The following is a 21,330-nucleotide window of genomic DNA, read 5'->3' as shown; positions in this document are numbered from 1 at the left end:
CGGATGCCGCGACTGAACCCCGGAGACTCCGCCCCCGACTTCACCCTCGTCGATCAGGACGGTCAGACCGTCTCCCTGAGCGACTTCCGCGGCGGAGGCCTCATCGCCTTCTTCTACCCCGCCGCCATGACGCCCGGTTGCACGACCGAGGCCTGCGACTTCCGCGACAGCGTCACGCCTCTGCAGGAGGCTGGCTACACGGTGGTGGGCATCTCACGGGACGAGCCGGCGAAGCTCCGCGAGTTCCGCGAGCGCGACGCCCTCCCCTACGCCCTGCTGAGCGATCCTGACCACGCCGTCCACGAGGCCTACGGCGCGTGGGGCGAGAAGATGAACTACGGCAAGGTCGTCGAGGGAGTCATCCGATCGACCTTCGTGATCGATGGGGACGGCACGATCGCCCACGCCCTCTACAACGTCAAGGCCACCGGCCACGTGGCGCGGGTCCGGACCCTCCTCGGAGTCTGATCAGGCGCCGTCCGTCGCGGCCCTCGCGCGGGCACCCGCTGCCCGCGCGGCGGCGATCATGAGCACCAGGCCCACGACGGCGGGCACCGCGATCGCCGCAGCCAGCCGCGCGTCAGCGCCCTCGCCCGTCAGCGTTCCGAGCGCGATCGACAGCACGAGCAGCTGCACCACCACACCGCCGGAGCGTCCCCACGAGCCACCCCGCCACACAGCGACCGCGAAGCCCGTCACCGCGGCCGCGCCGATGACGGTCAGTGCGAGGAGGGCGAGCGAGCTGGGCACACTCTCACTGTCGCCGCGGACGAGGGCGACCAGTTCCCAGGCTGCGAGGGCCAGGACGCCGACCGCCTCGAGGGCCAGCCATCCGGCCGCGATCCGCTCGACTCGCGTGGTGGGCACGTTCACTGCTCCTCCTGGGCGCCGGACACGGCGAGGCGCCGAAATACTCCGTTAACCCGTGATTCACATAACCCTTGATTCACATGCCCGAGCATGGGAATATTGACGGGCAAGTGTGCTCCCACAGCGGCGTGGGGCGAGCAACAGCTCGCACACCACTCAGGTTAGTCGACGTCGCCCGGCGTCGCATCCCGACTTCCGATCCCCCACAAGGAGCACCGCTATGGATTGGCGCGACAAAGCCGCCTGCCTGACCGTCGACCCCGAACTGTTCTTCCCCGTGGGGAACACCGGGCCCGCCGTCGACCAGATCGAGAAGGCGAAGTCCGTCTGCGCCCGGTGCACCGTCACCGAACTCTGCCTGCAGTACGCCCTCGAGACCGGTCAGGACTCGGGCGTCTGGGGTGGTCTCTCCGAGGACGAGCGCCGCGCTCTCAAGCGTCGCGCCGCACGCGCCCGCCGCGCGTCCTGAGATCGCCGAGCGCGGGCCTCAGGCCCGCGCTCGCTCGATGTAGCGCATCGGGATCTCGATGGTGACCTCGGTGCCACTGCCCACCAGCGTGTGCCAGTCGATCGTCCCGCTCAACTCGCCCTGGATGAGCGTCCGCACGATCTGCGTGCCGAGGCCCCGCCCGACCTGACCCTCGGGAAGACCGACACCCGTGTCGCGGACGCGCACGGCGAGGCGGTCCTCGTCACGCTCGGCGATGATCTCGACCTCGCCCTCCTTGTCGGCCAACCCGTGCTCGACCGCGTTGGTCACGAGTTCCGTGAGCGCCAGCGCGAGCGGGGTCGCATACTCGCTCGGGAGCGTTCCGAAGGTGCCGCGCTTGACCGTGCGGGCTCGGGTGTTGGGCGCGGCCGCCACCTCGGCGACGAGCTTGAGGACACGTTCGAAGACGTCGTCGAAGTCGACGCTCTGCGTGAGGCCTTCCGACAGCGTGTCGTGGACGACGGCGATCGCGCTCACGCGACGCATGGCCTGCGTGAGCGCATCCCGCCCCTCGTCCGAATGGGTGCGACGGGCCTGGATGCGCAGCAGCGAGGCGACGGTCTGCAGGTTGTTCTTGACGCGGTGGTGGATCTCGCGGATCGTCGCGTCCTTTGTGATGAGCTCCTGCTCCTGGTGCCGGATCTCGCTCACGTCGCGACACAGCACGATCGCGCCGATGCGCGTCCCGTTCTCCCGCAGCGGGATGGTCCGCAGCGACACGGTGACCCCGCGCGCCTCGACGTCGGCGCGCCAGGGCGCACGCCCCGCCATGACGATGGGCAGCGACTCGTCGAACTGGCGGGAGGCCGGCATGATCGTGGTCGCCACCTCCATGAGCGATTCGCCCTCGAGCTCGTCGTCGAAGCCGAGCCTGTTGAAGGCGGAGAGCGCGTTGGGGCTTGCGAACGTCGTGATCCCGTCCACGTCGAGCCGGATCAGGCCGTCCGACGCCCGGGGTGCGCCTCGGCGCGGCGAGGTGGGCGCTGTCAGGTCGGGGAAGTCCGCCGAGGCGATCATCCCGAAGAGGTCGTCGGCACAGTCGTTGAAGGTGATCTGCTGTCGCGACGGGGTGCGGGCCTCGCCGAGGTTCGTGTGCCGGGTCAGGACACCGATGACGCGCGTCTCGCGTCCCTCCGCCCCGCGCTCGCGCACGATGGGGACGGCACGCACGCGCGTCGGGGTCTCCTCGAACCAGTCCGGCGAGGAGGAATCGACAACGCGCACCTGCGTGAAGGCGTCCTTGACCTGGGTGCGCCACTGCGGGCGGACGGCGTCGCCGACGATGTCGCGGTAGAAGAGGGTCGCTGCGCCGCTCGGCCGGGTGTGGGCGACGGCGATGAACGAATCGTCCGGTGTCGGCACCCAGATGACGATGTCCGCGAAGGCCAGGTCGGCGAGGAGCTGACCATCGCCGGCGAGGCGGTGGAGCCATTCCACGTCCTCTGCGGTGGAACGGCCTTGGGCGTAGACGAGGTCGCTGAGGGTGGACACGCCTCCACCCTAGATCCTCCGCCGGGGCGCTCCCCCGGGTCAGGCGCTCCGGGCCAATCGCCGCAGCGATTGCCGCGTGGCCGTCGTCGCAGGCTCCCGCGCCGTGAGGGTCTCGGCGACGAGGCGTCGCACCGCGGTCGGCACCGCCGAGCGCGGTGCGACATGGGCGATCGGACGGGCGGCGAGCAACGCGGCATCCGTCCCCCGCGGATCCCACGGCACGAAGGAGACGTCCGTGACGCCGAGGTACCGCTCGAGCGTGCGCCGCACCTGCCCTCGGGCGTCGACGCCGAGGGCACCGGCGCGGATCTTGTTGACCACCACCTGGACGGGGGCCGCCCCCGCGGCGGCCCGCAGATCCGGCCAACCGCGCACGAACCGGGAGACCCCGACCGGGTCGGCGGCGACGACCGCGAGGACGAGGTCGGCCGCCTCGACCGCCGCGAGCGTGGCCGCATTCCGGCGCGGCCCGTCGATGAGATCGCTGACGATCTCCTCGTCCCGCTCGAGGGATGCCGCGGTGTCGACGACGACCTCGTCCGCCCATTCGCGACACACGTCCAACGCCGCGCCGACCCGCGCGTGCGAGAGCTCCGGCCAGCGCCCCGGCCGGTTGAGACCCGTGAGGACATCCACGTCCGCCAACGTCGAGGAGATGCGGCTGAGTTCGGCGACGGTCAGGACGCCGCGCTCCGCCTGACGGCATGCAGCGGCGAAACCGGGGCCCTCGTCGGCGAGCCCCGTCGCGAGGGCGAGGGAGGGGGCGTGGGCGTCCGCGTCGACGAGCGCCACCCGGCGCTCGGGGCGTGACAGCGCGCACGCGACTTCCACGGCGATGGTCGTGCGTCCCGGCGAACCGTGGGGTCCCCAGACCGCGATGACGCGCCCGCGGGTGGCGACGGCGGGCGCCGAGGGCCGCGGACTCGCGAGGAGCTCGGCAGCCGGTGCGTCTCGTTCGTGGGCCGGCAGTCCGAGCGCCGCGGCGAGACGGCGGTCGGCGCCGCGTCCGCACAGCGGCACGATCCGGACCGACATCCGGTCGCATGCCGCAACGAGCTCGGCGGTCAGGGTCGCCGCTCGCGCCTCGACGACGAGGACGTCTGCGCGGGACAGTTCGGCAAGCAGTTCGGCCGCCTCCGGCGCAGCCATGGCGTCGTGCGCGGCGGCGGCCGGCGCGCCCGACGGCACGACGGCGCGGACCTCGGCTTCCTCGCTCCGCAGTTCCCTCGCCAGGGCGTCCGCCTGCGGGCCGTCGGCGGCGACGACGACCCTCACGGCGCCTCCCCGGTGACCGGGACGACCGACAACAGGGAGTCGTCCGCGAGCGCGGCGAGTGTCGCCGGGACGTCGGCGCGGGGGATGACGAGCTCGAGTGACACGTCCGTCCCCGAGACGACCGCGTCGTCTCGGGCGACCGTCACCACGGTCGCCGATGGCACGAGGATGCGGGGCTCGCCGACCTCGCCGTCCGCCTCCGCCGGCGCCGACCAGACCTCGACGACCGATCCGGCGGCGACCGCCGCCGAGACGTCGCCCGCCGGTCGGATCACCACGCTCGTCGTCGTCGCGGCATCCGCCTCGTCGACGGCCGCGTGCGGGACGAGCTCCCCCTCCGGGATCGTCCGGGTGGCGATGACCCCGGGTTCGAGCGACGCGGGCGACACGTACGCCTCCCCGGCAGAGCCCAGGGCGACGTCGACGACACGGAGGTCCTCGGCTGTCACGGTCTGACCCGGGACGATCGTGCGGGCGGCGACGAAGACCGGCGCTGTCTGCCGTGCCGAGGCGACGACGAGCCAGACGCCCGCGACGGACGCGATGATCAACGCGATGCCGAGGAGGAACCGCGCGTCGGCCCAGAAGGCGCGGGGCGCCGGGCGGACGGTGTCGGGAGTGGTCATGACGTCATCGTGACCGAGAGCAAGCCACCGCGATGACGATTATCCACAACCCGGCGATGCGCGGACCGCCGCCTTCACGCGGCCGCATAATGGCCTCATGCCCGATGCTTCCTCGCTGCGTATGCTCACGCCCGCCCAGGTCGCGGAGATGCTGCAGCTGGAGGTCGACGAGGTCGTGGCGCTCACCCTCGAGGGACGGCTGCGCGGGGCACGGCTGGGCACGCCGGCCGCGTGGCGCATCGAGGCGGCGAGCGTGGAGGACTACCTGGACGACCAGGCCGAGGACGCCCGCCTTCACGCCCTCTGGCGGGAGTCGAACGCCGCGAGCTTCCCCGAGCTCTGGGGGCGTGGCCGCCGCGGCGGCGAGTGACGACGCCCGCCCCTTCGAGCCTTCACCCGAGCGCGGCGGGCGAGTCCAGCCGGACATGCGCGACCGCCGACAGCGGGATGATCCGGTGACCGGTCACGAGGTCGGCACGTCGGGGTGAACCGACCTCGTGCAGCGCCAGGTCCAAATGGTCCGACGCCGCACGGTCGATGGTGCCGCCATACTCCCGCCCGTCGGTCGCGTGGAGTGTGACCGGCACGCGACGGCGCGCGAGATCGCGCAGCAGGAAGCCCATCGTCATGCGTTCACGCAGTCGCCCCGGCGTGCTGCCGCGCGCGCTGCGGAGGAGGTCGGCGTGCGTCGTTCCGAGTGCCGCGACCGCTGACAGCGGGACGATGAGCGCGCCCCGCGCACCGCCGTCCTCGACGGCCAGCCAATCGGGCCCCACGGCCACCAGCGCCCCGGTCGCCGTGACGCCGCCGACGAGGTCCACGACGACCGCCTTCTCCGCGGCCACGACGAGGGCGTGCAGGCGCTCGAACAGCGACAGACGTGCGAGCCGCAGCCGCTCGGCCTCGGTGTCCAGGGCGGCGCGCTCGGCCTCCCATTCGGAGTCCAGTTGGTCTTCGAGATCTTCGAAGAATCGGTCCCAGCGCACGAGGGCGACAGTAGACGACCGCCGGGACGACGCACCGCCTTTGTCCACAGGTTGGAGTATTCTCATGCACCCCCTCGACCGCCTGTGTTGTACTCGTGGCATTCATCGACCCGCAGACACCTGTCGCCCGAGAGGAACCGACATGGCCCTCACCGTTACCGAAGACAGCCGCATACCGCGTTCGGGGAGCGCGCTCGAGGTCGCCGAGTACTTCGCCCCGCAGCGCACCCCGTCGAGCGACCTGCCGGACCCGCTGCCGCTCGTGAAGAACCTCACGATCGGAGTCCTCGAGGTGCTGGCGGGGGTCCGCGACGTCGACCAACTCGCGAGGTGGCTCGGCGAGGACGCGTATCGCGCCCTCGTGACGCGTGCCAATCTGTCGGCTCGGGCACGCAGCGCACGGGGTGTCGCCGCCGTCCGGCCGGCGCACCGCATCCTCACGGATCGGACCTGCGCACCCTCGGACGGCGTCCTCGAAGCCGTCGTCGTGGTCGGCGGACCGATCCGGACACGCGCCGTCGCGATGCGGCTCGAGGGTTGGGACGGGCGCTGGCGCGCGACGTCCCTCGCCCTCCTCTGACCGTCGCGCCCGTTACTGCTTGTAGGACGCCAGGAAGTTCCCCAGGCGCTCGATCGCCTCGGTCAGCACGCGGGCCTCGGGCAGCGTGACGATGCGGATGTGATCCGGCGTCGGCCAGTTGAAGCCGGTCCCCTGCACCAGCAGCACGTGTTCGGCGACGAGGAAGTCGTAGACGAACTTGGCGTCGTCGTGGATGTCGTAGACCTCGGGGTCGAGCCGCGGGAAGGCGTAGAGGGCGCCCTGCGGCTTCGCGCACGTGACCCCGGGGATCGCGGTGAGTCCCGCCCAGGCGGCATCCCGCTGCTCATGCAGGCGCCCCGTCGGCGCGATCAGCGCGTCGATCGACTGGACCCCGGAGAGGGCGGCCTGGACGGCGAACTGCGCGGGCACGTTGGGACACAGCCGGGTCGAGGCCAGCAGCTGAATGCCCTCGAGGAAGCCCGCCGCATGCTTCTTCGGGCCCGTGATGACCATCCATCCGGAGCGGTAGCCGGCGACACGATACGTCTTGGAGAGACCGTTGTAGGTGAGGCAGAGCAGGTCCGGCGCGAGCGTCGCGAGGGGGATGTGCTGCGCATCGTCGAAGAGGATGCGGTCGTAGATCTCGTCCGAGAGCAGCAGCAGCTCGTTCTCCCGAGCGATCTCGACGATCCCCTGCAGCACCTCGCGCGTGTAGACGGCGCCGGTCGGGTTGTTCGGGTTGATGACGACGATCGCCTTGGTGCGGGGTGTGACCTTGGCCCGGATGTCCTCGAGATCCGGCTGCCACCCGTTCTCGCTGTCGGCGAGGTAGTGCACGGGCGTGCCGCCGGCGAGACTCGTCATGGCCGTCCACAGCGGATAGTCCGGTGCGGGGATGAGGACCTCGTCGCCCTCATCGAGCAGCGCCTGCATCGTCATCGTGATGAGCTCGGACACGCCGTTGCCGAGGTACACGTCGTCGGGATCGAACTTCGGGAACCCCGGCTCCTCCTCGTAGCGCGAGACGATCGCCCGCCGAGCGGACATGATCCCGCGGGAATCGGAGTAGCCGTGGGCCTGCGGCACGGCCTCGATCATGTCCCGCACGATCTGGAACGGGGCCTCGAACCCGAAGATCGCGGGGTTGCCGGTGTTGAGCTTGAGGATCGTGTGACCCTCATCCTGCAGCCGGTCGGCCTCGACCAGGGCTGCCCCGCGGATCTCGTAGAGGACGTCCTTGAGCTTGGATGACTGGTCGAGGGTGCGCGGGGTCATCGCCTCAGGATATCGGGGACCCGACGGGGCCAATGGCGGGTCTGTGGCCCGCACCGCCCCGTCGGCCCGCGATCACTTCTTCTTGCCGGATGCCCGCCGCTGAGCGCGGTTGCCGGCCTCTGCCGGAGCCTGGACCTGCTGGCCGAACGCGCCGCGCGGGGCGTCCGCGGGGGCTTCCTGCTCGGCCTCGCGCTGACGTGCCTTGCTCGTCGCCGCCTGCTGGACCTGTCCGCGCTCATTGCGGACCTCGACCTCACCGGCGTCGTTCGGAGCGGTGTACTGCAGCTTCTGCGCGTCGATCTCGGGGACAGCGAGTCCCTTCGCCTCGATGTCGCCGCCCTCGGTCTGACGGACCTCGACCTCGAGGTTGAAGAGGAAGCCGACGGACTCCTCCTTGATCTGGTCCATCATCGACTGGAACATCTGGTAGCCCTCGCGCTGGTACTCGATCAGCGGATCGCGCTGAGCCATGGCGCGCAGACCGATGCCGTCCTTGAGGTAATCCATCTCGTAGAGGTGGTCGCGCCACCGGCGATCCAGCACCTGCAGGACGACCCGGCGCTCGAGCTCGCGCATCGCCGGCGCACCCAGCTTCTCCTCGCGGTTGCGGTACGCGATCTTCGCGTCCGAGAGCAGCTCCCGCTTCAGGACCTCGGGGGTCACGCGACCCTTGCTCCCGCTCTCGGCGACGACCTCGTCGATCGTCACGCCGACGGGATACAGGGTGCCGAGCTCCGCCCACATCGCGTCGAAGTCCCAGCTCTCGTTGTGCCCGGAGCCGGTGTGCTGGTCGATGATCGCGCCGATGGTGTCCTCGAGGAAGTGCTCGATGCGCTCCGAGAGATCATCCCCCTCGAGCATGTGACGACGGTCGGCGTAGATCGCCTCGCGCTGACGGTTGAGGACATCGTCGTATTTCAGGACGTTCTTGCGGATCTCGGCGTTGCGGGCCTCGACCTGCGCCTGCGCGCTCTTGATGGCACGGGACACCATCGACGACTCGATCGCGACGTCGTCGGGGAAGTTCGTGCGCGCCAGGATCGCTTCGGCCGCGCCCGACTGGAACAGACGCATGAGATCGTCCGTGAGGGACAGGTAAAAGCGGCTCTCGCCCGGGTCTCCCTGACGTCCGGATCGACCGCGCAGCTGGTTGTCGATGCGCCGCGACTCGTGTCGCTCGGTGCCCAGGACGTACAGACCGCCGGCCTCGACGACGCGATCGGCCTCCTCCTGCACCTTCTCCTTGACGCCGGCGTAGACCTCCTCCCACGCGGCCTCGTACTCGTCGGGCGTCTCCACGGGATCGAGTCCCTTCGCCTTCATCTCCGAGACGGCCAGGAACTCGGCGTTGCCGCCGAGCATGATGTCGGTGCCGCGACCGGCCATGTTGGTGGCGACCGTCACTGCGCCGTGGCGACCGGCGCGGGCGACGATCTCCGCCTCTCGCGCATGGTTCTTCGCGTTGAGGACCTCGTGCTTGATGCCCTTCTTCGCCAGCAGACGCGAGAGGTACTCGCTCTTCTCCACGCTGACGGTGCCGACGAGGACCGGTTGGCCGGAGGCGTGACGTTCGGCGATGTCCTCCACGACCTGGGCGAACTTCGCCTGCTCGTTCTTGTAGACGAGGTCGGACTGGTCCTTGCGGATCATCGGCTTGTTTGTCGGGATCGGGACGACGCCGAGTTTGTACGTCGACATGAATTCCGCCGCCTCGGTCTCGGCGGTACCGGTCATGCCGGCAAGCTTCTCGTAGAGGCGGAAGTAGTTCTGCAAGGTCACGGTGGCGAGGGTCTGGTTCTCGGCCTTGACGGCGACCCCCTCCTTCGCCTCGATCGCCTGGTGGATGCCTTCGTTGTACCGGCGCCCCACGAGGATGCGACCGGTGTGCTCGTCGACGATCATCACCTCGCCGTTCATCACGACGTAGTCGGTGTCGCGCTTGAAGAGGGCCAGAGCCTTGATGGAGTTGTTGAGGAAGGAGATGAGCGGGGTGTTCGCGGACTCGTAGAGGTTGTCGATGCCGAGGTAGTCCTCGACCTTCTCGATACCCGGCTCGAGGACACCGATGGTGCGCTTCTTCTCGTCCACCTCGAAGTCGACGCCCGCCTCGAGCGTGCGCGCGATCTTCGCGAACTCGGTGAACCACCGGTTCGCCTCGCCCGACGAGGGTCCGGAGATGATGAGCGGGGTGCGCGCCTCGTCGATGAGGATCGAGTCCACCTCGTCGACGATGCAGAAGAAGTGGCCGCGCTGGACGAGGTCCTCTCGGCGCCACGCCATGTTGTCGCGCAGGTAGTCGAAGCCGAACTCGTTGTTCGTGCCGTAGGTGATGTCGGCTTCGTACTGCTGGCGGCGCACCTCGGGGTTCTGCCCCGAGACGACTGTGCCGGTCGTCATGCCGAGGGCGCGGTAGACACGGCCCATCAGCTCCGACTGGTACGAGGCGAGGAAGTCGTTGACCGTGATGACGTGGACGCCCTTGCCCGCGATCGCGTTCAGGTAGGCGGGCAGCGCGGCGGTGAGCGTCTTGCCCTCACCCGTCTTCATCTCGGCGATGTTGCCGAGGTGGAGGGCGGCACCACCCATGACCTGCACGTCGTACGGACGCTGGCCGAGGGTGCGGCTCGCGGCCTCGCGCACGGCCGCGAAGGCTTCGGGCATGAGCTTGTCGAGGCTCTCTCCGGCCTCGTATCGGGCGCGCAGTTCGGCGGTCTCGCCGCGCAGCTCCTCGTCGGTGAGGTGCGCATAGTCCTCTTCGAGGGCCGACACGGCCTTCACGACCTGCTGCAGCCTGCGCAGGATGCGGCCTTCACCGGCACGAAGCAGTTTCTCGAGGGGGTTCGCCACGGAGGATCTCCATCTGTCGATTCGCCACCCCGACGTGCGATGTCGGGATGCCGGTGCGCGGGACGCGCAGACATACACCGCCATGTTATCCGCCTGTGACCTACGAGGTTGCTGGGGGCATCCGCCCTCCCCCGCGACGCGAGGACCGGCGGCACCCCTCGGCCCGTAAGATCGGCCCATGGCCGGTTTCTGGGGAAGACGCAAGCGCGAAGAGGCGGAGATCGAGGCACAGGACGCCGAGCTCAGCCGCAAGGCGGGAGCCGCTCTCGTCGCGGCCGATGAGCGCATCCGCGTCACCGACGACGAACTCGCCTACGCCGAGATTGAGCTGGGTCGGGAGGCGACGAAGGATCTGCGGGACGCGCTCGCGGCCGTGCGCCAGCACCTCGGCGAGGCATTCCAGCTGCACCAGCTGAACCACGACGAGATCCCCGACACCCCGGAGGAGCTGCGCACACGCAACGCGCGGATCGTCCAGTTGTGCGACTGGGCCGAGGACCTCCTCGACGACCGCACCGAATCCCTCGCCGAGGCGATCGCCCGTGCGCGGCGGGCTCCCGAGATCATCGCGGGCATCCGCTCGGACGTCGCACGTCTGCGGGAACGTCTGCCCGCACTGAACGCGAGCCTCGAACGGCTCTCGACACGGTATTCGGATGCCGCGATGCGGACGGTCCTCGGCAACGCGGCCGAGGCCGCTCAGCTGCTCGACTTCGCCGAGCACAGCGCGGAGGTCTCGGAGCGACGCCGCGACAGCGGTCAGCGGGAGCAGGCGAACCTGGCGCTCGAGACCGCGATCGAGGCCGCACGCCGCGCCGGCACGCTCGTCGAGGCCGTCGACACGTTCGAGATCGAGGCGCTCCGGGCGGAGTCCACGCTCGCCGCGATCGTGGACGATTCCCGCGACGACCTGATCGTCGCCCAGCCGTTGCGCGGCACTCCGGCCGTCGCCGCGGCGGCGGCTGACCTCGAGGCTGCCCTGGCCTCGCTCACGCCTCCCGGGAGCAAGCCCGACCCCTTCGCCGAACTCACCCGCCTGCGCGCCGCCAACGCCGCTCTCGACACCGCCGTGGCCAAGGCCCAGGAGCGCGCGGCGCGTCCGGTGCCCACCGAGGAGCATGTCCGCCACGCGATCGACGACGCGGACCGGCAGATCGGCGTCGCCCGCAGCGTCATCTCCGGCCATCGGGGCTGGATCGGCGCCGACGCCCGCACCCGACTCGCCGAGGCCGAGCGTATCCGAGGCGACCTGCTCCGCTTCTCGGGGCCGATCGATGAGGACGACCGCGAGGAGGCGATGGGGCTCGCCCGCCGCGCGGCGCACCTGGCCGGTGAAGCCCTCCAGCTCGCACAGCGGGACATCGACTCCTCGCGGCCGGACGACTGGGGCAACGGCGGGTACGGCGGCCGCGGCATGGGCGGCGGCATGGGCGGCGGCAGCCTCGCCGGCGGCCTGCTCGGCGGTCTCGTCATCGGCGGACTGCTCGACGGCATGTTCGACTGATGGGCGCCCTCGAGGACGCCCTCGCCCTGTCGCAGACGTGGGACGTGCCGCACGCATCGGCCGTGGTCGTGACGGCGGACGGCACGTCAGCGGCATCCGCCGGCGATCAGGATCTCGTCTACCGCCTCGCCTCCGTCACTAAGCTGCTCAGCGCCTACGCGACCCTCGTCGCCGTCGAGGAGGGTGCGCTCTCCTTCGACCAGCCCGCCGGGCCACCCGGAGCGACCGTCGCTCACCTGTTGGCGCACACCGCCGGATACGACTTCTCGACGACCACGATCCGCGCAGCTCCCGGAGAGCGCCGTCTCTACTCGAACACCGGCTTCGAGGTGCTGGCCGACCTCTTGGAGTCCGAGACGGGGATCACCTTCGACGCGTACGCGCGCGAGGCGGTGTTCGCCCCGCTCGGGATGACGGCCACGACCATCGGCGGGTCCGCGGCGGCCGGCGGATCGTCGTCCTGCCGCGATCTCGCCCGCTTCGCCGTGGAGCTGCAGCGGCCCCGCCTGCTCGACTCCGAGACGCTGGCGACGGCGACGCGCGTGGCGTTCCCCGGCCTGCGCGGCGTCCTTCCCGGATTCGGCCTGCAGCGGGAGAACGACTGGGGCCTGGGACTCGAGGTGCGCGGCGTGAAGAGCCCGCACTGGACCGGCAGCGCCAACTCGCCCGAGACCTTCGGCCACTTCGGCCAGTCCGGGACGTTCCTCTGGGTCGATCCGCGGGCAGGCGCCGCGCTCATCGCCCTCACCGATCGGCCCTTCGGCGAGTGGGCCGCGCAGGCGTGGCCGCCCTTCAGCGACGCCGTGCTCGCCGCGCTCTGAGTGCAGTCCCGGCGCGACGGAGGGCGGATGCCGTGCGGCATCCGCCCTCCGTGTGACCTCTGTTCGGGTCAGGAGGCGAGCTCCGCGGGTGCCGCGGTGGTCGTCAGCGAGATGACGCCGTAGTCCCAGCCCTTGCGGCGGTAGACGACACTCGGCTGGTCGGTGCGGGCGTCGATGAAGAGGAAGAAGTCGTGACCGACCAGCTCCATGCGATCGACGGCGTCCTCGACAGTCATCCACTCGGGATCGAACCGCTTGGTGCGGATGACGACGGGCGTGTAGTCCTCTTCGTCCTCGGCACCGGTGACGATGGGCACCTCCCCCGTCGCGACGGCCCGGATGACGTCGACGGACGCGGGCTGCACATCGATGCCCTGCAGGGTGCCGGTGCCCTTCTCGAGCTTGGCTCCCCGCGGGTGGTTGCGCGAGTCGACGCGCTTCTCCTTCGCGCGACGGATCTGTTCGGCGAGTTTGGTCATCGCGAGGTCGAGGGCCGCGAACTTGTCGGCGTCCACCGCCTCGGCGCGGACGACCGGCCCCTTCCCGGTCAGGGTGACCTCGACGGTCTCGTCCTCGCGCCCGCCGTTGTGGTACGTGCGATGCGTGACCTTGATGTCGAGCCGTTGAGCTCGTGGGGCAAGGTGCTCGATGCGGGCGGACTTCTCCTCGACCACTGTGCGGAAACGATCGCTGACGCTCACGCCCACACCGACGATGTTGATCTCCATCCCTGACCTCCTTGTTCCGGTCCGCCCGGTCAAGGGCGGACCTCGGTTCGCCTTGTGTCCCCCCACCGTAGTGCCGCTCCCCGGTTGTGTCACGGCCCGATCACGATGAATCCTCTGAGCGACGCCGGCGGGGTGTGGCCGCGACGGTGACGGCGCCGTGCACCGTGATCCCGGCCGCACGGAGGGCGCGCGCCGCCTCTTCGAGGGTGGCCCCGGTCGTCACGACGTCGTCGACGAGGACGACGGGGAGACCTCCCGAACGACGGTGCGCCCCGGGTCTCACCGCCATCGCCCCGGCCAGGTTCGCGGCCCGTTCGTCCTTGGCGAGCATCCGCTGGTCGGCGGTATGGCGGGTGACGCGCAGCAGCCGATGCGGGCGCCAGCCCGCGCGTCGGGACACGAGCTCCACGGGCGCGTAACCTCGGCGCCGCAGCGACGGACCGCTCGCTGGCACCGGGACCGGGACGGCGTCGATCCCGACCGGCCAAGCCGCCTCCAGGGCCACGGCCAGCGGACGGGCGAGGGACGTGCGCCCGTCCTCCTTGAAGGCTCGGAGGACACGCGCGGCCTCCCCCTCGAAGAGCAGGCCACTCCGCACCTCGAGACCGCTCGGCAGCCGTCGCATCGTCGGCGCGGGGATCAGGGTCTGGCGGCAGGACTCGCACAGGTCGCGATCCGGCACGTCGCACCCGGCGCAGGACACCGGGAACACGACGGCGAGCGCGTCGAGCACCGCACGATGGACCGACGCGGACAGGGCGGACGGATGCGGCATCCGCTCAGTGTCCGGGCCGCACCTCACCCACGCTCCGCACGCCGGCCCAGGCCGGGAGAACGTCCGACCCCCGAGGAGTGTGGAGGAGGCCTCAGCCCGGGAGCCCCTGCTGCACGGCGAGCGCGGTCACCTCGGAGGCGATGACCTGCCACGAGCCGCGCTGCACGTACAGACTGCCGTCCGAGGTGAGGAGTCGCACGCTGCCGCTCTGATTCCCGGCGGCGATCGCGACGACCTCGTCCGGCGCACGCACCTCGCTGCCCTGTCCGCCGATGGTCTGCTCGCGCACCACCCGCTGATCGCCGTCCACGAAGACCAGGGCGAGGGTCGCCCCGTCGATCCAGGCGAGGTCGATCCCGCGGCCGGCGAGGCTCGTCACCAGCAGCGGTTCGCCCAGCGACACCGGCGCACCGTTCTCGTCGCGGACGATCCCCGCCACCCAGACCGCCGAGCGCCCGCCGCTGCGCACGAGTGCGGCGATCCGCGCGCCGTCGCGCGAGACCCGCATCGCCGTCACTTCGCTCGCTCCCACCCACCCGGAGGGGATCGTCTGCGCGCTGCCGTCGGGCCCGTAGGCGACGACCTCCTCGGGCTGGTCACGGGGCACGGTCCAGATGTAGCCCTCCGCGTCGATGGACGGCTTGGTCATGCCCTCGCGGGTGTCGAGCTCGGTGGGCTCGCCCTGGGCCGAGACCCGGAAGATGGCTCCGGAGGCCGTTCGGACGGCCGCCGTCGTGCGCGCGGCATCCGTCTCGATGGCCCGCGCATCGACACTCTGAAGCGACCCGCCCAGCCCGTCGACCACGTCGAGGTCGCTCCCCGACAGGAAGCCGAGCCGGCCGTCCTGCAGGACGAGCGGCCGGGCATCGACGGCGGTCGACCGGGTCGGGGCTGCGGTCACATCCAGCGGCTCGTCCCCGACGAGCATCTGCACGTCGAGGATCCCGGCGTCGGCGAGGCTGGCGTCCAGCTGCGTCTTCATGCGCGCGAGCGTCTCGCGGCCGAGGTCGCGGATCGCCGGGTCGAAGGAGATGCGCGCGACACCCGCCTCGACGGGCACCGCCGGCTGCGCGAGACCCACCTCACCCGTGAACGCGGATCGCACCGACTCCGTCAGCCAGGGACTGGGCGTCCCCGAGACGAGCGCGGCGGTGATGCGGGTGGCGGGGTTGGTCGACGGGAACCACCGGACGTCGGGGATGACGGTGTCCCAGGTGCGGTCGAAGTAGGCGAGGTCGTAGCTCTGGAAGACCGAGGTGAAGCGGTTGGCGTCGAGCACGATGCCGTCGGGCGCCTGCGAGATGCGCCACTGGCCGTCCTCCTGCGCGAGCGAGAAGGTGAAGGGGATGCGTCCCTGATCGGCGGGCTCGTACGCACCGGTCGCGTCGACCCGGGCGACGGGGTCGACCGTGAAGACGATCTCGTTCTCGGACGGCGACTCGATCGAGCTCTCACCCGGACGGTAGACGGTGACGTTAGCCTGCGGCTGCCACTGCTGACGGAACTGCGCCGTGAGGAACTCCTGTGCGACCTCCCAGTTGCCGCGGGGACCCGAGCCCGCCGCGATGAAGCCTTCGACGATCTGCTGCGGCGTGGCATCCATCACGGGCCCGTCGGGGACGTAGGAGAAGTCGGGCGGACCCTCCACCTCGTCGATCGCCTTGCCGACGTGGACCGGTCCGCCGAGGGGCAGCCCGGCGCAGGCCGAGAGGGCGAGGGCGAGGAGCACCGCGACGGCGGCGCCGACTGCGCGACGGACGGTCATGTCGTCTCCTCCCGAGGCGGCAGGGAGATGGGCTGGGTGAGGCCGAGGTCGCCGAGGGCGGCGTCGTCGCGGGGATCGAGCTCGATCGGCGACGCACCGGAGTGATGCTCACCGGCCTGACGCGGCAGGGTGAGGACGAAGTGACTGCCGCCGCCCAGCTCAGACCACACCTCGAGGGTGCCCCCGTGCAGACGCGCGTCGCCGAGCGCGATCGACAGTCCGAGTCCCGTCCCGCCGATCGTGCGTCGACGCGACGGGTCGGCGCGCCAGAACCGGTCGAAGACCCGTTCGGCGTCGGCCTCGCTCATTCCCAGGCCGAAGTCCCGCACCCCCAGCGCCACAGCGCGCTGATCGCTGTCGACGGTCACCACGATCGGCCTGCCCTCGCCGTGCTCGATGGCGTTCCCGAGGAGGTTGCGGACGATCCGACGGATACGGCGCGGATCCATGTCGACCGGCGAATATCCACCCGGCGCGACCAGGCGCACGTCACTGCCGTGCTGTTCCGCGAGCTGCGCCATCGACTCGATGACGTCCTCCGCGAGGTGCGCGAGGCTGGTCGGCTCCAGCTCGAGCTGCACCGAGCCGGCGTCGTACCTGCTGATCTCCAACAGGTCGGCGAGCAGCACCTCGAACCGCTGGACCTGCGCGTGCAGGAGCTCCGCGGCGCGTGCGGTGGACGGGTCGAACTCCTCGCGCTGGTCGTTGATCATGTCGGACGCGAGGCGGATGGTCGTCAGAGGGGTTCGCAGCTCATGCGAGACGTCCGACACGAAACGCTGCTGCACGAGGGAGAGCTCGGCGAGCTCCTTGATCTGCCCCTCGATGCTGTCCGCCATCGCGTTGAACGAACGGCCCAGCGTGGCGAACTCGTCCTCACCGCGCACCGGCAGTCGGACCCCGAGATCCCCGGCGGCGAGCTTGGCGCTGGTCTCGGCGGCCTGAGCGATCGGGACGGTCACCGAACGGAGGACGAACAGCGAGATCCCGCCGATGAGAACGAGCAGCGCCAGACCGACGACCCACAGGGTCACCTGGACGAACTGCAGCGTCTGCGCCTCGGAGCCGAGGTCGTAGGCGAAGTACACCTCGTAGGCGCCCGCCTCGGGCAGGACCAACTGCTGGCCGACGATGATGCCGGGGGTCTCTCCCCCGTCACCTTCGGGCAGCCCGATCGACTGCCACCACTGCCGGTCGCCGGTGAGCCGCACGCTCTCGCGCAGTTCGGGCGAGATCATCGCCTCCTCGAGGCCGCCCGCCTCGAAGTTCTGCGGAGCGATCGCCGAGGGCTCGTCGTCGATGCGGAAGACCGCCAGCATCGACGTGCCCGCCTGGCGCGACAGGATCTCGCGTCGCACCTCGTCCATGAGCACCTGCAGGGCGACCTCGTCGCTGTCGACGACCGCCGCGTCGAAGGTGCTCTGCGCGGCCTGCGTGGCGCGCTGAGCAGCATCCTGCACCTGCTCGGCGCGCGACTCGTAGAGATCGGTGAGGATCGCCAGGGACATCCAGACGAGCGCGACGAGGATCGTGAGCGCGGTGAGGGTCAACGTCACCGACAGGGTGCGGAAGCGCAGCGAGCTCCGCCATGCGAATCGCACGCGGCGCTGCCACGACCCCCAGTCGCGCCACGCCGGGACGACGGTGTGCGTGCCGGTCCGGGCGGTCACCGACACGAGACGAGGCTCCGGACGGTCACACCGCGGCGCCGGCGCGGTATCCCACACCACGCACGGTCGTCACGATCTGCGGGTTGTCGGGGTCGCGCTCGACCTTGGCGCGCAGGCGCTGCACGTGGACGTTCACCAGCCGGGTGTCGGCCTTGTAGTGGTAGCCCCAGACCTGCTCGAGCAGCATCTCCCGGGTGAAGACCTGCTGCGGCTTGGAGGCGAGGGCGACGAGCAGCTCGAACTCGAGCGGCGTGAGGGCGATGGCGGCGTCCCCGCGGCGCACCTCGTGCGCGGCGACGTCGACGGTCAGGTCGCCGATGCGCAGGCTCTCGGAACGGGCCTCGGTCGTGGGCCGCAGACGCGTCTTGATGCGCGCGACGAGCTCCTTCGGGTTGAAGGGCTTGACGATGTAGTCGTCCGCTCCGGATTCGAGACCGCGGACGACGTCGGCGGTGTCGGTGCGGGCGGTCAGCATGATGATCGGCACGCCGGACTCGGCACGCACACGCGTGCACACCTCGATCCCGTCCATCCCCGGAAGCATGAGGTCGAGCAGGATGAGGTCGGGGCGTTCGTCCCGCCAGGCGTCGACTGCGGCGTCGCCGTCGGCGCAGAAGGCGACGTCGAAGCCCTCGGTGCGCAGGACGATGCCGATCATCTCTGCCAGGGCGGTGTCGTCGTCGACAACCAGGATGCGCGATGTCATAGGGTCCTTCAGGGTCAGCGGATGCCGGTGCTCCGCCCACGGGTGAGTCCACAGTAACCGAACCGTGACCTGCCCGGCAGAACGGCGCACGGCCCGCCCCCGGAGGGACGGGCCGTGCATCGATCCTGCAGTGTCAGGCGTGGAGGTCGAACCGGTCGAGCTCGGTCACCTTCGTCCATGCGGCGACGAAGTCGCGCACGAACTTCTCCGACGCGTCATCGGAGGCGTACACCTCGGCGAGGGCGCGCAGCTCGGAGTTCGCACTGAAGACGAGGTCGACGCGCGTCCCGATACCGATCTCGGAACCGTCGGCCGCCGCGCCGCGGAACGCGTGCGATCCGGGGTCGAGCGGCTTCCAGGTGGCCCCGAGGTCCAGCAGCTTCACGAACACGTCGTTCGTGAGGACGCCGGCCCGGTCGGTGAACACTCCGTACGGCGAGCCGTCCCAGTTGGCGCCGAGCGCCCGGAGGCCGCCGACGAGGACGGTGGTCTCCGGGGCACTGAGCGTCAGCAGGTTCGCCTTGTCGATGAGGTGGTGCTCGGCGGGCAGGAAGGCGTTCGGTCCGTAGTAGTTGCGGAAGCCGTCGGCCGCCGGCTCGAGGTAGCCGAACGACAGCTCATCGGTCTGCTCCTGCGAAGCGTCGGTGCGGCCCGGGTGGAAGGGCACGGTGATCTCGACCCCGGCATCCTTCGCCGCCTTCTCGACACCGGCGTTGCCCGCCAGCACGATGAGGTCGGCCAGGGAGACCTTCGTGCCGTCCTGCTGCTCGGCGTCGAACGCGGCCTTGACGCCCTCGAGCGCGGTCAGGACGGTCTGCAGCTGTGCGGGGTTGTTGACCTCCCAGTCCTTCTGCGGAGCGAGACGGATGCGGGCGCCGTTGACGCCGCCGCGCTTGTCGCTGCCGCGGAAGGTGGATGCCGCCGCCCAGGTCGTCGACACGAGCTGAGACACGGTGAGGCCCGTCGCGAGGATGCGCTCCTTTAGGGCGGTGGCGGCCGCCTCGTCGATGAGCGGGTGGTCGACCGCCGGGACCGGGTCCTGCCAGATGAGCTCTTCCTGCGGCACCTCGGGCCCGAGGTAGCGCGCCACGGGGCCCATGTCGCGGTGGGTCAGCTTGAACCAGGCGCGGGCGAAGGCATCGCCGAAGGCGACCGGGTCGTCCTTGAACCGACGCGACACGGCATCGTAGGCCGGGTCGGTGCGGAGGGCGAGGTCGCTCGTGAGCATGCGGGGCTCACGGCGGCCGTCGGAGTGAGCGAGAGGCACCATGTCGGCGCCCGCGCCGTTCGTGGGACGCCACTGGTGGCCGCCGCCGGGGCTGCGCATGAGCTCCCAGTCGTAGGCGTAGAGGATATGGAAGAACTCGTTGTCCCAGCGGGTCGGGTGGTAGGTCCAGGTGACCTCGAGGCCCGACGTGATGGTGTCGTCGCCCTTTCCGGTGCCGTGGTTATTCTTCCAGCCGAGACCCTGCTCCTCGATGCCGGCCGCCTCGGGGTTCGCCTCGACGTTCGTGTCGGGTGCGGCGCCGTGGGTCTTCCCGAAGGTGTGGCCGCCGGCGATGAGGGCGACCGTCTCTTCGTCGTCCATGCCCATGCGACCGAAGGTCTCGCGGATGTCGCGGGCCGACTTCATCGGGTCGGGCTCGCCGTTCGGACCCTCGGGGTTCACGTAGATGAGCCCCATCTGGACGGCCGCGAGCGGCTTCTCGAGATTGCGGTCGCCGCTGTAGCGCTCGTCGGCGAGCCACGTGGTCTCCGGACCCCAGTAGACGTCGTCGTCCGGCTCCCACACGTCGGGTCGCCCGCCGCCGAAGCCGAAGGTCTCGAAGCCCATCGTCTCGAGCGCGACATTGCCGGCGAGGATCATCAGGTCGCCCCAGGAGAGGGACTGCCCGTACTTCTTCTTGACCGGCCACAGCAGGCGACGCGCCTTGTCCAGGTTGACGTTGTCGGGCCAGCTGTTCAGCGGCGCGAAGCGCTGCTGGCCGGTGCCGCCGCCGCCGCGACCGTCGGTCGCTCGGTAGGTGCCGGCGGAGTGCCAGGCCATGCGGATCATGAGGGGGCCGTAGTTGCCGAAGTCGGCGGGCCACCAGTCCTGCGACGTGGTGAGCACCTCGGCGATGTCCGACTTCACAGCGGCGAGATCCAGGCTCTCGAACGCGGCTCTGTAGTCGAAATCCTCGCCGACGGGGTTGCCGACGGCGGGGTTCTTCTTGAGGATGCGGAGGTTCAGCTGGTTCGGCCACCAGACCTGGTTCGCGGAGCCGACGGTCGGGTGGGGCTGGGCACCGTGGTTCGCACGGTCGGCCCCCGGTGCACCGTGGAAGACCGGGCATCCGTCGGTCTCGTTGGAGCGCGGTCGGTCCTCGCCGTCGGCGCGCTCGTCGACGGGGGTGTCGATGGGGGTGACGGCCTGGTCGACGTCGGTGGCCTCGGCGCCGAGGGGCTCGGCCTGGGGGTCACGATCGGTCATGGTGGTCCTTCCGTTCGGGGTGTGGGAGAGGGGATGATCAGGCGGCGGTCTCCGCGGCGCAATCGCCGCAGAGACCCCAGTAGGTGACCTCGGCGACCGCGATCCGGAAGCCGTGGTGGTCCGACGGATGCAGACAGGGCGCCGCGCCGACGGCGCAGTCGACGTCCTCGACACGACCGCAGGACGTGCAGACGAGGTGGTGGTGGTTGTCGTCGACGCGCAACTCGAAGAGCATGGGCTGCCCTGCGGGTTCGATGCGACGGACCAGGGCTGCGTCGGCGAAGTCGTTCAACGCGTTGTAGACGGACTGTCGACTGGCCTTGGGCAACCCGCCCGCCACCTCGGCGTAGACCGCCTCGGCGCTGGCGTGCGGGTGCGAAGCGAGCGCGGCGAACACCGCCAGTCGGGACTCCGTCACCCGCAGGCCGGCATCCCGCAGCGCGGCGGCGGGGTCGGCGGCGAATTCGGTCACACCCTCAGTCTACGC

20 protein-coding genes are annotated in these 21,330 nt (G+C 70.5%); 6 read left to right on the top strand and 14 right to left on the bottom strand.

Features of this window, described 5'->3' with window-relative positions; all coding sequences use genetic code 11:
• The first annotated feature begins 3 nt into the window (after positions 1 to 3).
• On the top strand, positions 4 to 468 hold the full coding sequence (gene bcp, locus AB0259_RS01080) for a thioredoxin-dependent thiol peroxidase (protein WP_251579130.1): 465 nt from the start codon (positions 4 to 6) through the stop codon (positions 466 to 468).
• Here the strand turns inward: bcp and AB0259_RS01075 are convergent, their stop codons facing one another.
• Entirely contained in the window at positions 469 to 867 is a 399-nt protein-coding gene (locus AB0259_RS01075) for a histidine kinase (protein ID WP_251579128.1), read from the bottom strand.
• 223 nt (positions 868 to 1,090) lie between these two features.
• On the opposite strand from AB0259_RS01075, the gene AB0259_RS01070 reads away from it, so the two are divergent.
• Positions 1,091 to 1,339 carry a WhiB family transcriptional regulator gene (locus AB0259_RS01070; RefSeq protein WP_018188706.1) on the top strand — a complete coding sequence of 83 codons (249 nt, stop codon included), beginning with the start codon at positions 1,091 to 1,093 and terminating at the stop codon, positions 1,337 to 1,339.
• Between the two features lie 18 nt (positions 1,340 to 1,357).
• Here the strand turns inward: AB0259_RS01070 and AB0259_RS01065 are convergent, their stop codons facing one another.
• The 3 genes from AB0259_RS01065 to AB0259_RS01055 are packed head-to-tail and all read right to left on the bottom strand — an operon-like array spanning position 1,358 to position 4,752.
• Complete coding sequence (locus tag AB0259_RS01065) at positions 1,358 to 2,851, bottom strand: PAS domain-containing sensor histidine kinase (protein WP_251579127.1); 1,494 nt, start codon at positions 2,849 to 2,851, stop codon at positions 1,358 to 1,360.
• A gap of 39 nt (positions 2,852 to 2,890) precedes the next feature.
• Complete coding sequence (locus AB0259_RS01060; RefSeq protein WP_366221141.1) at positions 2,891 to 4,126, bottom strand: hypothetical protein; 1,236 nt, start codon at positions 4,124 to 4,126, stop codon at positions 2,891 to 2,893.
• A complete protein-coding gene (locus AB0259_RS01055; RefSeq protein ID WP_366221142.1) occupies positions 4,123 to 4,752 on the bottom strand; it encodes an SAF domain-containing protein in 630 nt (209 codons plus the stop codon). The genes AB0259_RS01060 and AB0259_RS01055 overlap by 4 nt, the downstream gene beginning before the upstream one ends.
• 97 nt (positions 4,753 to 4,849) lie before the next feature.
• Between AB0259_RS01055 and AB0259_RS01050 the strand changes: the two genes are divergently transcribed.
• On the top strand, positions 4,850 to 5,122 hold the full coding sequence (locus AB0259_RS01050) for a helix-turn-helix domain-containing protein (protein ID WP_251579121.1): 273 nt from the start codon (positions 4,850 to 4,852) through the stop codon (positions 5,120 to 5,122).
• 22 nt (positions 5,123 to 5,144) lie between these two features.
• On the opposite strand, the gene AB0259_RS01045 is transcribed toward AB0259_RS01050, so the two are convergent.
• Entirely contained in the window at positions 5,145 to 5,738 is a 594-nt protein-coding gene (locus tag AB0259_RS01045; RefSeq protein WP_366221143.1) for a hypothetical protein, read from the bottom strand.
• A gap of 142 nt (positions 5,739 to 5,880) precedes the next feature.
• Between AB0259_RS01045 and AB0259_RS01040 the strand changes: the two genes are divergently transcribed.
• On the top strand, positions 5,881 to 6,318 hold the full coding sequence (locus tag AB0259_RS01040) for an Rv3235 family protein (protein WP_251579117.1): 438 nt from the start codon (positions 5,881 to 5,883) through the stop codon (positions 6,316 to 6,318).
• Positions 6,319 to 6,330: 12 nt separating this feature from the next.
• Here the strand turns inward: AB0259_RS01040 and AB0259_RS01035 are convergent, their stop codons facing one another.
• Together AB0259_RS01035 and secA are read right to left on the bottom strand one after the other, a co-directional pair.
• Complete coding sequence (locus tag AB0259_RS01035; protein WP_251579115.1) at positions 6,331 to 7,554, bottom strand: pyridoxal phosphate-dependent aminotransferase; 1,224 nt, start codon at positions 7,552 to 7,554, stop codon at positions 6,331 to 6,333.
• Between the two features lie 72 nt (positions 7,555 to 7,626).
• On the bottom strand, positions 7,627 to 10,401 hold the full coding sequence (gene secA / locus AB0259_RS01030) for a preprotein translocase subunit SecA (protein ID WP_251579114.1): 2,775 nt from the start codon (positions 10,399 to 10,401) through the stop codon (positions 7,627 to 7,629).
• Positions 10,402 to 10,579: 178 nt separating this feature from the next.
• On the opposite strand from secA, the gene AB0259_RS01025 reads away from it, so the two are divergent.
• Both AB0259_RS01025 and AB0259_RS01020 read left to right on the top strand, forming a co-directional pair.
• Entirely contained in the window at positions 10,580 to 11,905 is a 1,326-nt protein-coding gene (locus AB0259_RS01025; RefSeq protein ID WP_366221145.1) for a hypothetical protein, read from the top strand.
• A complete protein-coding gene (locus tag AB0259_RS01020; RefSeq protein WP_251579110.1) occupies positions 11,905 to 12,726 on the top strand; it encodes a serine hydrolase domain-containing protein in 822 nt (273 codons plus the stop codon). The genes AB0259_RS01025 and AB0259_RS01020 overlap by 1 nt, the downstream gene beginning before the upstream one ends.
• 68 nt (positions 12,727 to 12,794) lie before the next feature.
• Here AB0259_RS01020 and raiA read toward each other — a convergent pair whose 3' ends face one another.
• From raiA to AB0259_RS00985, 7 genes are all read right to left on the bottom strand, one after another.
• Positions 12,795 to 13,454, bottom strand: a complete 660-nt coding sequence (gene raiA, locus AB0259_RS01015; protein WP_251579108.1) for a ribosome-associated translation inhibitor RaiA — start codon at positions 13,452 to 13,454, stop codon at positions 12,795 to 12,797.
• A 100-nt stretch (positions 13,455 to 13,554) separates the two neighbouring features.
• A complete protein-coding gene (locus AB0259_RS01010) occupies positions 13,555 to 14,229 on the bottom strand; it encodes a phosphoribosyltransferase family protein (protein ID WP_251579106.1) in 675 nt (224 codons plus the stop codon).
• A 91-nt stretch (positions 14,230 to 14,320) separates the two neighbouring features.
• Positions 14,321 to 15,994 (bottom strand): LpqB family beta-propeller domain-containing protein, encoded by a 1,674-nt coding sequence (locus AB0259_RS01005; protein WP_251579104.1) that lies wholly within the window; start codon positions 15,992 to 15,994, stop codon positions 14,321 to 14,323.
• On the bottom strand, positions 15,991 to 17,670 hold the full coding sequence (mtrB, locus tag AB0259_RS01000) for an MtrAB system histidine kinase MtrB (RefSeq protein ID WP_251579102.1): 1,680 nt from the start codon (positions 17,668 to 17,670) through the stop codon (positions 15,991 to 15,993). The genes AB0259_RS01005 and mtrB overlap by 4 nt, the downstream gene beginning before the upstream one ends.
• 19 nt (positions 17,671 to 17,689) lie before the next feature.
• Entirely contained in the window at positions 17,690 to 18,370 is a 681-nt protein-coding gene (gene mtrA / locus AB0259_RS00995; protein WP_251579094.1) for an MtrAB system response regulator MtrA, read from the bottom strand.
• A 133-nt stretch (positions 18,371 to 18,503) separates the two neighbouring features.
• Positions 18,504 to 20,843 (bottom strand): catalase/peroxidase HPI, encoded by a 2,340-nt coding sequence (katG, locus tag AB0259_RS00990; RefSeq protein ID WP_251579084.1) that lies wholly within the window; start codon positions 20,841 to 20,843, stop codon positions 18,504 to 18,506.
• Between the two features lie 37 nt (positions 20,844 to 20,880).
• A complete protein-coding gene (locus AB0259_RS00985) occupies positions 20,881 to 21,315 on the bottom strand; it encodes a Fur family transcriptional regulator (RefSeq protein ID WP_251579078.1) in 435 nt (144 codons plus the stop codon).
• Positions 21,316 to 21,330: the final 15 nt, after the last annotated feature.

Origin of the sequence: Microbacterium sp. NPDC080005, assembly GCF_040702445.1 — a bacterium.
GTDB classification, from domain to species: domain Bacteria; phylum Actinomycetota; class Actinomycetes; order Actinomycetales; family Microbacteriaceae; genus Microbacterium; species Microbacterium oleivorans_D.
This window is presented reverse-complemented; position numbering and strand designations above follow the sequence as displayed.

What these genes read in the sequence shown, in the direction of transcription:
- AB0259_RS01035 (WP_251579115.1), bottom strand. Translation starts at nt 7,554, where the DNA reads ATGACCCCGCGCACCCTCGACCAGTCATCCAAGCTCAAGGACGTCCTC.
- AB0259_RS01040 (WP_251579117.1), top strand. Translation starts at nt 5,881, where the DNA reads ATGGCCCTCACCGTTACCGAAGACAGCCGCATACCGCGTTCGGGGAGC.
- AB0259_RS01020 (WP_251579110.1), top strand. Translation starts at nt 11,905, where the DNA reads ATGGGCGCCCTCGAGGACGCCCTCGCCCTGTCGCAGACGTGGGACGTG.
- AB0259_RS01070 (WP_018188706.1), top strand. Translation starts at nt 1,091, where the DNA reads ATGGATTGGCGCGACAAAGCCGCCTGCCTGACCGTCGACCCCGAACTG.
- raiA (WP_251579108.1), bottom strand. Translation starts at nt 13,454, where the DNA reads ATGGAGATCAACATCGTCGGTGTGGGCGTGAGCGTCAGCGATCGTTTC.
- AB0259_RS01055 (WP_366221142.1), bottom strand. Translation starts at nt 4,752, where the DNA reads ATGACCACTCCCGACACCGTCCGCCCGGCGCCCCGCGCCTTCTGGGCC.
- AB0259_RS01010 (WP_251579106.1), bottom strand. Translation starts at nt 14,229, where the DNA reads ATGCCGCATCCGTCCGCCCTGTCCGCGTCGGTCCATCGTGCGGTGCTC.
- AB0259_RS01005 (WP_251579104.1), bottom strand. Translation starts at nt 15,994, where the DNA reads ATGACCGTCCGTCGCGCAGTCGGCGCCGCCGTCGCGGTGCTCCTCGCC.
- katG (WP_251579084.1), bottom strand. Translation starts at nt 20,843, where the DNA reads ATGACCGATCGTGACCCCCAGGCCGAGCCCCTCGGCGCCGAGGCCACC.
- mtrA (WP_251579094.1), bottom strand. Translation starts at nt 18,370, where the DNA reads ATGACATCGCGCATCCTGGTTGTCGACGACGACACCGCCCTGGCAGAG.
- bcp (WP_251579130.1), top strand. Translation starts at nt 4, where the DNA reads ATGCCGCGACTGAACCCCGGAGACTCCGCCCCCGACTTCACCCTCGTC.
- AB0259_RS01025 (WP_366221145.1), top strand. Translation starts at nt 10,580, where the DNA reads ATGGCCGGTTTCTGGGGAAGACGCAAGCGCGAAGAGGCGGAGATCGAG.
- AB0259_RS01050 (WP_251579121.1), top strand. Translation starts at nt 4,850, where the DNA reads ATGCCCGATGCTTCCTCGCTGCGTATGCTCACGCCCGCCCAGGTCGCG.